Origin of the sequence: Thiohalophilus sp. (assembly GCF_034521165.1) — a bacterium.
Classification (GTDB): Bacteria; Pseudomonadota; Gammaproteobacteria; order UBA6429; family Thiohalophilaceae; genus Thiohalophilus.
Genome location: NZ_JAXHMV010000008.1, coordinates 648,196 through 661,868 on the forward strand (window position 1 = coordinate 648,196; position 13,673 = coordinate 661,868).

The window sequence follows — 13,673 nt, forward strand, 5'->3', positions numbered from 1 at the left end:
TTCGCCCTGGCAGAGGTAAAAGGCAAACTGGTTTGGATACACGCTTGCAGCAACTTGAACAGTGGCTGGCCACGCAGGGCTATCACCGCTACTCGCTGGAACCGGCTTCCGCCGATGCCAGCTTCCGGCGCTATTTTCGCATTCACCATGACGGCACGAGTTTCATCGTCATGGATGCGCCACCGGAAAAGGAGGATACCGCGCCCTTTATCCGGGTAGCCGGGTTGATGATGGATGCGGGACTGCATGTGCCGCGGATTATGGCGCGGGATACCGAACAGGGTTTTTTGCAACTGAGCGATCTGGGCACGCAACTTTACCTGCCGGCGTTGAACGAGAACAGTGTCGAAGCCCTGTACGGGGATGCGATGGACGCGCTTTTGCAGCTGCAACAACAGCCGATCCCCGGCTGGCTGCCCGACTACGATCGCGAGCGGTTAATGCAGGAAATGCAACTGTTTGCCGACTGGTATCTGCAACGGCATCTCGGGCTGGTGCTGGATACCGCGCAACAGCAGATATTGCAACGCGCTTTTGCGCATCTGGCCGATGTGGCGCTGGAACAACCCGAAGTGATCGTGCATCGCGATTATCATTCGCGCAATCTGTTGCTGAGTGAACCCAATCCCGGCGTGATCGATTTTCAGGACGCGGTCCGGGGACCGGTCACTTACGATCTCGTCTCCCTGTTGCGCGATTGTTATATCGCCTGGCCACGCGAGCGAGTCGAGCAGTGGGTGCGGGATTATCTGCAGCGTGCGCAACAGGCCGGGATCGTTGAATCGCAAGTGAGCGCCGAACAGTTCCTGCGCTGGTTCGATCTGATGGGTATACAACGCCATCTCAAGGCCAGCGGCATCTTCGCGCGACTGAATTATCGTGACGCCAAGCCCGGGTATCTGGCCGACATTCCGCGCACGCTCGGGTATGTCCTGCCGATCATGGGCGACTATGCCGAGCTGATCGATTTTGCCGGGCTGTTACAAAGCCTGGATGTGCCCCGTCGACTGGAACAGATTACGCCGCGGAGTGTGTCGGCGTGAAGGCCATGATCCTGGCCGCCGGTCGTGGCGAGCGCATGCGGCCGTTGACCGACACCTGTCCCAAACCGCTATTACAGGCCGGTGGCAAGGCGCTGATCGAATATCATATCGAGGCACTGGCCGCGGCGGGGATTAACGAGATCGTGATCAATCATGCCTGGCTGGGCGATCAGATCGAAAAAAAACTCGGCACAGGTGAGCGTTACGGCGTGAGGCTGCATTATTCGCACGAAGCGACGGCACTGGAGACAGCCGGCGGTATCATCCAGGCCCTGCCGTGGCTGGGCGAGGTGTTTATCGCGCTCAATGCCGACATCTGGACCGATTATCCCCTGGCCCGACTGCCTGCTGAACCCGAAGGGTTGGCGCATCTGGTGATGGTGGACAATCCGGCGCATCATCCGCAGGGCGATTTTGGCCTGCGGGAGAATGTTCTGGATGAACAGCACGAACCGCGCCTGACGTTCAGCGGCATCGGGGTTTACCGGGCCGGACTATTTGCGGATCTGAGGCCGGGCGTGCGGCCGCTGGGGCCGTTGTTGCGCGCGGCCATGCAACAGGGCAAGGTGAGCGGAGAATATTATTCCGGTCAATGGCGGGATATCGGTACGCCGCAACGACTGGCCGAACTGGATGCGCAACTGAATGGTGGTCAGGGTTAATGGGTGAAGAGATACAGAGCAGCCAGTTCGATGCACAAGATTACGCCCGCTTCGAACAGCGTCTGCAACAGGAAACCGCCCTGCTCAAAAGCTGGTTGCAGGAAGGGGCGCTGGCGAGCACGGAACCGCAGGGCGGTTTCGAGCTGGAGGCCTGGCTGATCGATGACGCGTTGCGGCCGGCACCGATTAACGAGGCGTTTCTCAAACGCCTGGATACCCCTCTGGCGTCGCCGGAGCTGGCCAGTTTCAATTTCGAGGTCAACAGTACCCCGCGTTATCTGGCCGGCGAGGTCTTCACCGCCATGCATAACGAGCTGATCGAAACCTGGCGCCACTGTACTGATACGGCCGAGGCGCTGGACGCCCGGGTGCTGATGATCGGGATTTTGCCGACGGTGGAGAATGACTCGCTGACCCTGGCCAACATGTCCCGCATGCAGCGTTATCGGGCCCTCAATCGTGAAGTGGTGCGCATGCGCCATGGCAAACCGTTGGTCTTCGATATCAATGGTGAGGAACATTTGCGAGTGACGCATCGCGATGTGATGCTCGAATCGGCCGCCACCTCCTTTCAGATCCATCTGAAGCTCACACCGCAAAACGCGGTGCCGCTGTTCAATGCCAGTATCATTCTGGCCGGCCCGATGGTTGCCGTGAGTGCCAACTCGCCGTTTCTGTTCGGCAAAAGTCTGTGGGACGAGACCCGCATCCCGGTTTTCGAGCAGGCGGTCGCCGTGGGCGGGTATGACGCGGCGCGTTTCGGACCGATTCGCCGGGTGACCTTTGGCAACGGCTATGTCAAACAGTCGCTGATGGAATGCTTCGAGGAGAATCTGGCCCATTATCCGGTCATGCTGCCGGTGGACCTGGGCGAGGCGCCCGAACAACTGGCCCACCTGCGCATGCATAACGGCACCATCTGGCGCTGGAATCGTCCGCTGATCGGCTTTGAGGAAGACGGCACGCCGCATCTGCGGGTCGAGCACCGGGTGGTGCCGGCGGGGCCCACCCTGATCGATACCATTGCCAATGCCGCTTTTTATTATGGCGCGGTTACCGCGCTGGCGAATCTGCCGATTCCCCCGCGCCGGCAACTGGCCTTCGACCGGGCGCGGGACAATTTTTATACCGCGGCCCGTTTCGGCCTGCGTGCCCGGCAACAGTGGTTCGAGGACAGGCAGCTGTCCGCCAGCGAACTGATTCAAAAAGTGTTACTGCCCATGGCCCGGGAGGGACTCGCACAACTGGGCGTGGCCGAAGCGGACAGCCGACAGTATCTGGAAATTATCGCGCAACGGGTGGCCAGTGGCCAAAACGGTGCCCGCTGGCAACGCGATTATGTCAAACAACATGGCAAGGATATGCAGGCCCTCACGGCCGCCTATCTGGAACGCCAGCAACAGGGAGATCCGGTTCATGCATGGCCCCTCTGAAAACAGCCTGACATGGCTCGATGCCGTGCCGCCGGGCCTGCTGGATTTGCCTGCCCGGCGTCTGCATGAACAGTTAAACGGTCCGACACTGATCCGCCTGTCAGGCGAGGATCCCCGGCCGTTGTTTATTTCGGTGCTGTTGCACGGTAACGAAACCACCGGCTGGGATGCCATGCGCGCCCTCCTGAAAAAATATCCCCGTCTGCCGCGCAGTGTGTATCTGTTCATTGGTAATGTCGCGGCGGCGGCACAGGGACAGCGCCATCTGCCACAGCAGGCGGACTATAACCGGATCTGGCAAGGCGACGGCGAAGGGGCGGAGTATGCCATGGCGCGTGAGCTGCTGGCCTGGTTACAACCGCAATCGTTGTTTGCCGCCATCGATATACACAACAACACCGGCACCAATCCCCATTACGCCTGCGTGAACCGCCTGCAGGATGATTATCTGCATCTGGCGACGCTGTTCAGTCGTACCGTGGTCTATTTTCTCAAGCCGGATACGGTGCTCTCCATGGCCATGGCCGCGCTGTGCCCGGCGGTCACCATCGAATGTGGTAAACCCGATGACGCGCGGGGCGTGGCGCATGTGATCGAATTTATCGAAGCGGCGCTGCACCTGTCGGTCTTTCCCGATCACCCGATGGCCGCGCAGGATGTGGATCTGTTTCATACGGTGGCGGTGGTCAACGTGCCCGAACAATGTTCGGTGGCGGTGGGCGATGAGACGGCCGACGTCGATCTCAGCCCGGCTATCGATCGTTATAACTTCAGCGAGTTGCCGCCCGGCACCTGTTTCGGACGCTTCCGGGCGGATTGTCAGCTGGCCCTGCACGCCCGCGACGAGCAGGGTAATGAAGTCAGTGGCCGCTATTTCGAACTGCGCGATGGCGGCATTTATACCCGCGTGCCGGTCATGCCCTCGATGCTGACCCTGGATGCCGAGATCATCCGCCAGGATTGTCTCTGCTATTTGATGGAACGCCTGCCATTACCCGGCGCCGGCTGAACGCCCGGCACCGCTTTGGCTTGCCGCGGCATGGTAAATTGTTATAATCATTAATGTTTTTATACAGGGTTGTTGATGACGATGAAACTCAGGGTGGCGACCGGTGCGCTGCTGTGGTTCCTCTTTGCGGGCCTGTCGGCTGGCACGCTGGATGACGCGCAGTCGCTGCTGCAGACGGGGCAGGCCGAACGGGCGCTGACCCTGATCGATGAGCACCTGCAGGCGGCCCCCGACGATGACGACGGGTTGTTTCTGCGCGCCCGCGCCCTGACCGCCCTGGGCCGGCCCGGGGCGGCGGAACGCGCTTATCGGCAATTGATCGAACAACAGCCGCAACGTGTCGAGGCGTATAACAACCTGGCGGCGTTGCTGATGGAGCAGGAGCAACTGACGCAGGCCAGTCAGGTACTGGAGCAGGCCCTGACCGGGATCGATCCGGCCTATGCCACGGTGTACCGTAATCTGCAGACGGTGAACGTGGAAATTGCCCGCGCCTCCTATGGCAAGGCGTTGCGGGTGGATGTGCCCGAGCAGCGCGTGACGCTTGCCACCCTGGAACTGGATCTGGACGAGCCCCCGCGCCCGGCGGCCTCCGCACCGCCGGAGAAGGGCGAGACACAACAACAACCGGCTGACGTTGTCGAGACTACGCCTTCGCCAACTATCCCGCTGCAGGAGAGCGAACCGGCGGCCATCGAGCAGACCGTGCGCGACTGGGCCCGGGCCTGGGCGGCGCAGGACGTGGGACGCTATTTGTCATTTTACGCCGGGGATTTTCGCCCGGACGACGGCCTCACCCGCCAGGGCTGGGAGCAACAACGCCAGGTACGCTTGAAGCGTCCCGAATGGATCCGGGTTGAACTGGAGAAACTGCAGATTGCCGAACAGTCCGCGCAACAGGCGGTGGTGGAGTTTATCCAGAAATACCGCTCCGATACCTACGGGGATGTCACGCATAAACAATTGATCCTCAGCCGTGAGAACAATGGCTGGCGAATCAGCCGGGAAAACACACTTTGATGATGCTCCGTCGTGGCTTTTTAACCGGATTACTGCTTGGCGGCACTTTGCTGCTGCCGGGGGCCGTGCAGGCGGAACCGACCCTGCTCGCGCATCTGGCCATGCGCGAAAATCCGGGTGCGCCCCTGAGCCTGGAGCGGCAGGTGGGCGAGGCCCTCTCCCATCTCGATGAGCGACTGGCCGTCCATCCCGCCGATCATGAAGCCAGTCTGTTAAAAGGCCTGATCTATTTTCGCAGCGGCAATCTCGAGGCGGCACTGCGTGAGCTCGATGCCTTGCGCCAGCGGGCGCCCAATTTCCAGCTGGCGCACATGGTCTACGCCGATTTGCGCATGATGAAATGGCGCCCGGTTAACGACATCGGCGATGCCCGACTGTTTGCCAGTCTCAGTCGTGAGGCGCGCGACGTCCTGCAGGACCTGCAGCAGGAAGCGGATTACCGTCTGGGTGTCCATCTGGACAGGGAACGGCACGCCCGGATACCGCGCCAGATCCTGACCCTGAGCGATAACGTCGGGCATGCCATTGTGGTGGACAAGTCTCGCCACCGGTTATTCCTGTTCGAACAACAGGGCAAGGCACAACCGCCGCGCCTGGTCCGTGATTACTATGTCAGTACCGGACGCAAGCAGGGCAACAAGGTGGTGCGGGGCGATTTGCGTACCCCCGAAGGGGTTTACTTTGTCACCAACTGGATACCCGATGAAGAACTGCCCGAGCGCTATGGTATCGGTGCGTTTCCGGTCAATTACCCCAACGAACTGGATCGCAAACAGGGTAAAACCGGTTACGGGATCTGGCTGCACGGCACCGAGCGCGAATTCTACAGTCGTCCGCCGCTGGACAGTGAAGGCTGCGTGGTACTGTCCAATTACGATCTCGACGCGATCAAAAACGAGATCAAACCCGGCGTCACGCCGGTGATCATCACCTCGCGCATCGACTGGGTTGACGAGCAGACCTGGCGCAATGAACGTCAGGAGATACTGCAGGCCCTGCAGGCGTGGGAGCAGGACTGGGAAAGCCTGGATACCGAACGCTACCTGTCACATTATGACAAGAATTTCTGGACCCGCTCGCACGACATTCAAAGCTGGAAACGCTACAAACGCCAGGTCGCGCAGTCCAAGACCTTCCAGGACGTCAAACTCGATGACATCTCCCTGTTCAGCTATCCCCGGGTGGAGAACCAGCAGGGCGATCTGGTCGTGGCCCGCATGCACCAGACCTACCGCTCCAACAACTTCAACAGCGAAATGCAAAAACGCCTCTACCTCACCCGCCGCGACGGCCACTGGCGCATCGTCTACGAAGGCCGCTGATTACCACTTCTTAGGTCCACTGGAAGGAACGCGGAGGACGCGGAGGCGCAAAGGACGCAGAGAAAAGAATGGTTGAATGCGACACTTCGCATTATCGCTCATTAAGCAATGATCAAAATGCTGAAGACACCGAATACACTGGTTCTGTCTGTTCGGTGTTTTTCAGTGTCTTCGGTGGTCTTCTTTGATTAAACCTGAAACTAACGCAAAGACGCAGAGCGAAGATAATACTGCATAATAAATTCTTTGCGTTCTCCGCGTCTTTGCGTCCTTTGCGTTTCTTCCACGGTTCTATCTAATACCGCACGGCATACCAGAGGCGGCCGAGGAGTTCGTGCAGGGCTTTGCGGCTGTCTTCCAGGGCGCTGGCGTCGGGGACGAATTGCAGCAGCAGGGGACGGGCGCGGGTGCTGTAGGCGGTGGGAGCGGGGATAACGTCGAAGCCCTGTTGTTGGAAGGCGCTGACCGAGCGCGGCATGTGCCAGGCGTGGGTTACCAGGGCAATGCGGTTGATGCCGGCGCGCTTGAGGTGAATCCGGCTGTAGCGGGCGTTTTCCCAGGTATTGGTCGAGGCGCTTTCGACCCATTTCACCGGGATGTTGAAGGCCTGCTCCAGGGTCTGGCGCATCAGTTCGGCTTCGGCGACCGGGCGACCGTAAGGATTGCCGCCGGTGACCAGTACCGGCAGCTGGCTCTGGCGCTGCAGGCGGGCGCCGTAACGCAACCGCTCGAGGGTATGTTTTGACACGGTATCCCGGCCGTCGAATTCGGGGGCGTCGGCATAACGTCCGCCGCCGAGGATTACAATGGCCTGGACGCGTTGTTCCTTGAGTTTTGCCATGTTCAGTGGCGGGGGCTGTTCCAGCAGAGCAAGCAGATTGCTGGAGACAATCGGCAGACTGGCGGCGATCAACAGCGCAAAGCCGCCGATGACCAGTACCTTGCCGGTGACAAACAAGCGCCCGATCAATAACGAGCCGAGCAGCATCATCAGGATCATCAATCCCGGCGGCATCAGCAGGGATTCAATCAGTCGAATAAGCAGAATTTCCAAACCCGTGCCCCGTCTTTATAATGTGGATTAGGGGGTACAACCGTTACTTTTTTGAATCAGGTGATCGCTTCGCCGGCGGCCTGTTTATCCGCATGGTAGGAAGAGCGCACCATGGGTCCGCTGGCGACATTACTGAAACCCATTTCATAGCCGAGGGTTTCCAGTTGTTTGAACTCCTCCGGGGTGACATAGCGACTGACCGGCAGGTGATGCGGTCCCGGCTGCAGGTATTGCCCCAGGGTCAGCATGTCGCACTCATGTTTGCGCAGATCCTGCATCACCTGTTGCACTTCCTCAAGACTTTCGCCCAGTCCCAGCATCAAGCCCGATTTGGTCGGTATTCCGGGGTGTTGCTGTTTGAATTGCTGCAGCAGTTTCAGTGACCAGGCGTAATCGGCCCCCGGACGGGCCTGTTTGTACAGGCGAGGTACGGTCTCGAGATTGTGATTGAACACATCGGGGAGGGCCCCGACCAGTTCGCCCAGCGCTTTTTCCATGCGGCCGCGAAAATCGGGCACCAGGATCTCGATACCGGTTGCGGGACTCTGTTGCCTGACCGCCTCAATGCAGCGGGCGAAATGGGCGCCACCGCCGTCGCGCAGATCATCGCGATCTACGGAGGTGATTACCACATAGCGCAATTGCATGGCGCCGATGGTAACCGCCAGATTATGCGGTTCCGCTTCGTCCAGCGGATCCGGGCGGCCATGGGCGACATCGCAAAACGGACAGCGCCGGGTGCAGACCTCGCCCATGATCATGAAGGTCGCGGTGCCGTGGGCAAAACATTCGCCCAGATTCGGACAGGCCGCTTCCTCGCAGACCGTATACAGGTTGTGATCGCGCAGCAGTTGTTTCAGTCGGGCCACTTCCGGCGAGTTGGGCGAGCGGGCACGAATCCAGCGTGGTTTGGGTAACGGTTTGTCCGCCGGGACCACCTTGATCGGAATGCGAGCGGTCTTGGATTTGCCCTTGAGCGGATTGGCGGTGCGCGGCGGTGTGTCCTGTGAATGGGGATCGGACGGTTGACTCATAAGATTATTCCGGCGGCTGTTCCCGGCCATTGTAGCCCAGATTGGTAAGTAAATGCCCAACGAATCGATCGCGGATCGTCTCCAGGCTGTCGGTGACACCCAGATCGCGCATCTGGGTCACGGCCATGCCCGCGTAGCCGCAAGGGTTGATGCGGGAGAACGGTGACAGATCCATGTCGATGTTGAGGGCCAGGCCATGATACGTGCAACCCTGTTTGACCCGCAGGCCCAGCGCGGCAATCTTGGCGTCTTGTACATAGACACCGGGCGCATCGCGCCGTCCGCGCGCGGCGATTTGATACTCGGCAAGCAGATCGATGACGGACTGTTCCAGTGCGCTGACAAACTCGCGAATCCCCATTCCCAGTCGTTTCAGATCCGCCAGGATATACACCATCAGCTGCCCCGGTCCGTGGTATGTGACCTGGCCGCCGCGATCGATGGGGATCACCGGAATATCGCCGGGATCGAGCAGGTGTTCGGGTTTGGCATTGCGTCCCAGGGTGAAGACCGGCGGGTGTTGCAGCAGCCACAGTTCATCCGGCGTATCGGGCTGGCGCTGCTGCGTGAAGGCCTGCATCTCGTGCCAGATCGGTTCATAGTCACACAATCCCCGCAGGCGGATCCGCAGGCGCTTGTCGGATGACGGTTGACTCACGGCTAGAGGGTCATCAGCACCGCATCGTGGGCGTTGAGCTCCAGATAAATGCGATCCAGTTGGGCCTTGCTGGTGGCGGTCACCGTGACGGTCAGGGAGACATAATTCCCCTGGCGGCTGTCACGGCGGGTGATGTCCTGCTCGCTCAGGTCCGGCGCGTGTTTGCTCACCAGTTCCATGACCATCGATTGCAGATCCACGTCACTGCGGCCCATGACCTTGATGGGAAACTCGCAGGGAAATTCGAGAAATGTTTCTTCCTCACTCATGGCATTACCGATTAGCTGCCTGTTATGGAACCACCGAAAGCACTGACTGTACACCGAAAATACTGAAGGGAAGAACGCTCCGGTACAGATTCAGTGTCTTCAGTGTGTTCGCTGGCTTATTGGTCTCTTTAACACAAAAGCACGGCGACTTCAGACTGAGCGGCGCAGCTCGTCCTTGTAGTCCTGGTAGATGGCGTACAGCTTTTGCCATACCGGGCCGGGCCGCCCGTCGCCGACCGGATGCCCGTCGAGCCGGGTTACCGGCAGGATCTCCCGGGTGGAACTGGTGACCCAGACTTCCCCGGCCCGCAACAGTTCCTCGCGAGTGATATCCCGTTGCTCGCAGGGGACGCCGTGCTGCTCGGCCAGCTCCACGACCAGATCACGGGTAATGCCCGGCAGCAGGCACTCGCCCTTGGGGGGCGTCAGCAAGATGCCATCGAGTACGATAAACACGTTACTGGCGGCGCCCTCAGTGACCCTGTCGCCCTTGAGCAGAATCGCCTCGGCGGCGTCGGCGTCCAGGGCCTGCTGGCGCAACAGAATATTGGGCAGCAGGGCAATGCTTTTGATATGGCAGTATTGCCAGCGGATATCTTCCAGAGTGATGGCGGCGACGCCTTCTTCCAGCAGTTCGCTGTCCACCGGTTTGAACGGATTACTCATGACAAACACGGTGGGTTGCGCGGTGGCCGGAAAACCGTGATCGCGTTTGGCCACGCCGCGGGTGACCTGCAGGTACAGGGACTGGTCACCGTCGCCATTACGCTCGATGATCTGTTGCAGGATCTGCGTCCAGGTTGCGTTATCGAGCGGATTGGAAAGATACACCCCGTTGAGGCTGTTATCGAGTCGTTGCAGATGATGGTCCAGACGAAAGGGTTTGCCGGCATAGACGGGTATGACTTCATAAACCCCGTCGCCGAAAATGAAGCCGCGATCCAGTACCGGAACGCAGGCTTCATCCAGCGGCAGGTAGTTACCGTTCAAATAGCAGATAGATTCGGACATATTCGTATGTCGCCGGCTTATTTGAACATGAGCTTGATGTTATCCACCAGCTTGCGCCAGATGCTGCCTTCGTTGACATCGCGCAGTGCCACCAGCGGTTTGCTTGCCAGCGCTTCCTCGCCAAGCATGACATTGACGGTACCGTATTCCTGGCCTTTCTTCGCCGGCGCCATGATCATGGAGTCTACTTTCATATTGGCTTTGACGTCATCACGTTGACCTCGCGGGATAGTGACAAACAGTGGCGTCTCCAGTCCCAGCGGTACCACATCCTGCTCGCCTTTCCAGATACGCATTTCGGTTAACGGTTCGTTGGCATCGTGTAACTGGAACGTTTCGTAGAAACGAAAACCGTAATTAAGCAGTTTACGGCTGGCATTGTCGCGCTGGTTGTCGCTGTCGGCACCCATTACCACGGCAATCAGGCGCATATCCTCATTGACGGCCGAGGAGACCAGGCAATAGCCGGCCGATTCGGTATGGCCGGTCTTGATGCCGTCAACCCGGTCGTCCAGCCACAACAGACTGTTGCGGTTGGATTGCTTGATCTCGTTATGTGTAAAATGTTTCTCGGCGAACATGGCGTATTTTTTTGGGAAATCGTTGATCAATGCACGCGACAGCGTGGCCAGATCCTCGGTGGTCGTGTAATGATTTTCATCCGGCCAGCCGGTGCTGTTGGTGAAGTGAGTATTGTCCATACCCAGGGCCTGCGCATGGCGGTTCATCAGGGTCACAAAGCTCTCTTCACTGCCGGCAATGTGTTCCGCCAGGGCGATACTGGCATCATTGCCGGACTGGACGATGACCCCGCGTAGCAGGTCTTCCACACTGACCTGCGAGTTGTACTCGACGAACATGCGCGAACCGTCAGTATGCTTGTAGCGGGCGTTCTTGCTGATGCGAACCATGTCATCCAGATTAATGCTGCCATTGCGCAGGGCATGAAACGCCACATAACTGGTCATGGTTTTGGTGATACTGGCCGGCTCGACCCGGGCATCGGGCTCATGTTCGACCAGCACCCGGCCACTGTCATGATCAATCAGCAGCCAGGAGGTCGCCGGCAACTGTGGTGGCGCGGGTACCAGATCCGGGGCGGCGTTCAGAGCGGGGCTGAGCACTGCGGCCAGCAGGGCGATGGCGGGAATGACAAAGCGCATATTGTTTCTCTATTGCTGGAATGGATTTGGGCCATTTTAACGGCTGAGGCGCGCGAAACCCAGCCATCTGTCGCAAAATGGCCGGTTTATCTTTGCACGGGGGAAGCGTCAGTCGATGATCAGGCGGGGCTGGCCCAGGCCGTTGAGAATAATCCGCTCGATCAAGCGGTCGGCCTGTTCGCGGCTGGCCAGAGGTCCGATCCGCACCCGGTAGAGTCGGGTATCGTCATGAAACGCCGCGGCCACACTCAGATTGTTGAATTGCCGGTCAAGCCGGGTGCGTAACTGCTCGGCGTTATCGCGGCTGGAGAAAGCGCCGACCTGGATAAAGATGTCGCTGCTCGCGGACGGGCTGGCAGGGGCGGGCGGGTCGGTATCGGTCGGTTGTTTCGGCAGCTGGCGGCCCATGCGGGCGGCGATATAGCGCGAGGACGCGCCCGGGCGTTTGACCTGCACCGGACGAGCCGGCTGGCGGGGATCGATCGCCCTGACCTGTACCGGGGCGGTGCCCTTGCCGGTCATGCCCAGTTTTTTGGCTGCGGCATAGGAGAGATCGATGATGCGCCCCGGATGAAACGGGCCGCGATCGTTGATTTTGACAATGATCTTCCTGCCATTATCCAGATTGGTGACCTCGGCGTAGGTCGGCAGCGGCAGGGTTTTGTGGGCCGCGGTCATGGCATACATGTCGTAGGTCTCGCCACTGGAGGTGCGATGGCCGTGGAATTTTTTGCCATACCAGGAAGCATGGCCGCGTTCGACATAACCCTGGCTGCTGGTTTTGACATGATAACGTCGACCCCTGACCACATAGGAGTCGGGATTGCCATAACGGCTGCGAGGTTCTACTCGCGGGACGGCATCGGGAATGCGTGAGGCATCGAAATCATCGTCCGGCGCACTGTCATGCTGCATGGCATAGCGCGAGTTGCTGCCGCCGGCACAGGCGGCCAGCAAGGCGGCGCAGACGATGAGAACGGCGTGTTTCACTGGCGCTCCCCCTGAATCAGGCTAGTTATTACGGGCGGCGACGATCAGTTCGCTGAGCTGGTACACCGCCATGGAATACAGCGCACTATGATTATAGCGGCTGATCACATAAAAGTTATGCCAGGTAACCCAGTATTCCGGGCCGTTGCCGGTATCCAGTTCAAGCAGGTTACCCTTGAGATCGCGCGGAATATTCCGGGGCAGAATGACCCCGTTGTCCAGCAATTCCTGCTGGGTATGACTGGCTCGCAAGTCGTTGTCGAGTAGCTGGCGGTATTTTTTGCCATGCACCCTGACCTTGTGGGCTACCGGTTGACCCGGCTTCCAGCGATGCTTGTGAAAATAATTGGCGACACTGCCGATGACATCGTCCGGGTTACCCCACAGATCCCGTTTGCCGTCACCGTCAAAGTCGATGGCATAGCGGCGGAAACTGCTGGAGATAAACTGCGGCATTCCCATGGCACCGGCGTAGGAGCCTTTTTGTTCCAGCGGATCCAGATCTTCTTCGCGGGTCATCAACAGGTATTGTTCCAGTTCCTTGCGAAAGAAACTGCTGCGCGGCGGGTAGGCGAAGGCCAGCGTGGCCAGGGCGTCGAGCACGGGATAACGACCGGCATGCCTGCCATAGCGGGTTTCGACACCGATGATGGCCGTGATGATTTGCGGCGGCACCCCGAATTTTTCTTCCGCCCGTTGCAGGGCGTCACGATGTTCGCGCCAGAAGCGTACCCCGCCGCTGGTGCGATCGTGGGTGACGAATATGGGGCGGTATTCATGCCAGGGCTTGCTTTCCGCCGGCCGGGAAATCGCGTCGAGAATACTTTGATGCAGCCGGGTATTATTAAATATCTGACGCAGCCGGTCAGTCTCGAAGTTGTGCTTCTGATTCATCTCCTGGATGAATGTCTGCAGCTGCTCATTGTTGGAAAAATCCTGCGCGGGGGAGGCGGTACTCAGGAAAAGGCCCAGTGATAACAGGGTAAAACGAACGATTTTCATTAC

Annotated in this window: 14 protein-coding genes; 6 read left to right on the forward strand and 8 right to left on the reverse strand. The window is 59.2% G+C overall.

What is annotated here, in order from left to right:
- Positions 1–32: 32 nt before the first annotated feature.
- The 6 genes from U5K34_RS07865 to U5K34_RS07890 all read left to right on the forward strand — a co-directional run bounded on the left by U5K34_RS07865 (position 33) and on the right by U5K34_RS07890 (position 6,489).
- Complete coding sequence (locus tag U5K34_RS07865) at positions 33–1,043, forward strand: aminoglycoside phosphotransferase family protein (protein WP_322567835.1); 1,011 nt, start codon at positions 33–35, stop codon at positions 1,041–1,043.
- Positions 1,040–1,705, forward strand: a complete 666-nt coding sequence (murU, locus tag U5K34_RS07870; RefSeq protein WP_416224046.1) for an N-acetylmuramate alpha-1-phosphate uridylyltransferase MurU — start codon at positions 1,040–1,042, stop codon at positions 1,703–1,705. The genes U5K34_RS07865 and murU overlap by 4 nt, the downstream gene beginning before the upstream one ends.
- Positions 1,705–3,138: a glutamate-cysteine ligase family protein gene (locus U5K34_RS07875; protein ID WP_322567836.1), complete on the forward strand. Its 1,434-nt coding sequence runs from the start codon at positions 1,705–1,707 to the stop codon at positions 3,136–3,138. The genes murU and U5K34_RS07875 overlap by 1 nt, the downstream gene beginning before the upstream one ends.
- On the forward strand, positions 3,122–4,147 hold the full coding sequence (locus tag U5K34_RS07880) for a M14 family metallopeptidase (RefSeq protein ID WP_322567837.1): 1,026 nt from the start codon (positions 3,122–3,124) through the stop codon (positions 4,145–4,147). The genes U5K34_RS07875 and U5K34_RS07880 overlap by 17 nt, the downstream gene beginning before the upstream one ends.
- Positions 4,148–4,222: 75 nt before the next feature.
- Positions 4,223–5,167 carry a tetratricopeptide repeat protein gene (locus tag U5K34_RS07885; protein ID WP_322567838.1) on the forward strand — a complete coding sequence of 315 codons (945 nt, stop codon included), beginning with the start codon at positions 4,223–4,225 and terminating at the stop codon, positions 5,165–5,167.
- Complete coding sequence (locus U5K34_RS07890; protein WP_322567839.1) at positions 5,167–6,489, forward strand: L,D-transpeptidase family protein; 1,323 nt, start codon at positions 5,167–5,169, stop codon at positions 6,487–6,489. The genes U5K34_RS07885 and U5K34_RS07890 overlap by 1 nt, the downstream gene beginning before the upstream one ends.
- Before the next feature lie 295 nt (positions 6,490–6,784).
- Here U5K34_RS07890 and U5K34_RS07895 read toward each other — a convergent pair whose 3' ends face one another.
- The 8 genes from U5K34_RS07895 to mltB form a co-directional block, all read right to left on the reverse strand.
- Positions 6,785–7,543: a YdcF family protein gene (locus U5K34_RS07895; protein ID WP_322567840.1), complete on the reverse strand. Its 759-nt coding sequence runs from the start codon at positions 7,541–7,543 to the stop codon at positions 6,785–6,787.
- A 56-nt stretch (positions 7,544–7,599) separates the two neighbouring features.
- Positions 7,600–8,577, reverse strand: a complete 978-nt coding sequence (lipA, locus tag U5K34_RS07900) for a lipoyl synthase (RefSeq protein ID WP_322567841.1) — start codon at positions 8,575–8,577, stop codon at positions 7,600–7,602.
- Positions 8,578–8,581: 4 nt separating this feature from the next.
- Positions 8,582–9,235: a lipoyl(octanoyl) transferase LipB gene (gene lipB, locus U5K34_RS07905; protein WP_322567842.1), complete on the reverse strand. Its 654-nt coding sequence runs from the start codon at positions 9,233–9,235 to the stop codon at positions 8,582–8,584.
- A gap of 2 nt (positions 9,236–9,237) precedes the next feature.
- The gene (locus tag U5K34_RS07910) at positions 9,238–9,504 is read right to left on the reverse strand and encodes a DUF493 domain-containing protein (protein WP_322567843.1); all 267 of its coding nucleotides are present in this window, start codon (positions 9,502–9,504) and stop codon (positions 9,238–9,240) included.
- Positions 9,505–9,654: 150 nt separating this feature from the next.
- The gene (locus tag U5K34_RS07915) at positions 9,655–10,515 is read right to left on the reverse strand and encodes a D-amino acid aminotransferase (protein ID WP_322567844.1); all 861 of its coding nucleotides are present in this window, start codon (positions 10,513–10,515) and stop codon (positions 9,655–9,657) included.
- Positions 10,516–10,532: 17 nt separating this feature from the next.
- Positions 10,533–11,678: a D-alanyl-D-alanine carboxypeptidase family protein gene (locus U5K34_RS07920; protein WP_322567845.1), complete on the reverse strand. Its 1,146-nt coding sequence runs from the start codon at positions 11,676–11,678 to the stop codon at positions 10,533–10,535.
- 108 nt (positions 11,679–11,786) lie between these two features.
- Entirely contained in the window at positions 11,787–12,668 is an 882-nt protein-coding gene (locus U5K34_RS07925; protein WP_322567846.1) for a septal ring lytic transglycosylase RlpA family protein, read from the reverse strand.
- A 21-nt stretch (positions 12,669–12,689) separates the two neighbouring features.
- A complete protein-coding gene (mltB, locus tag U5K34_RS07930) occupies positions 12,690–13,670 on the reverse strand; it encodes a lytic murein transglycosylase B (protein WP_322567847.1) in 981 nt (326 codons plus the stop codon).
- Positions 13,671–13,673: the final 3 nt, after the last annotated feature.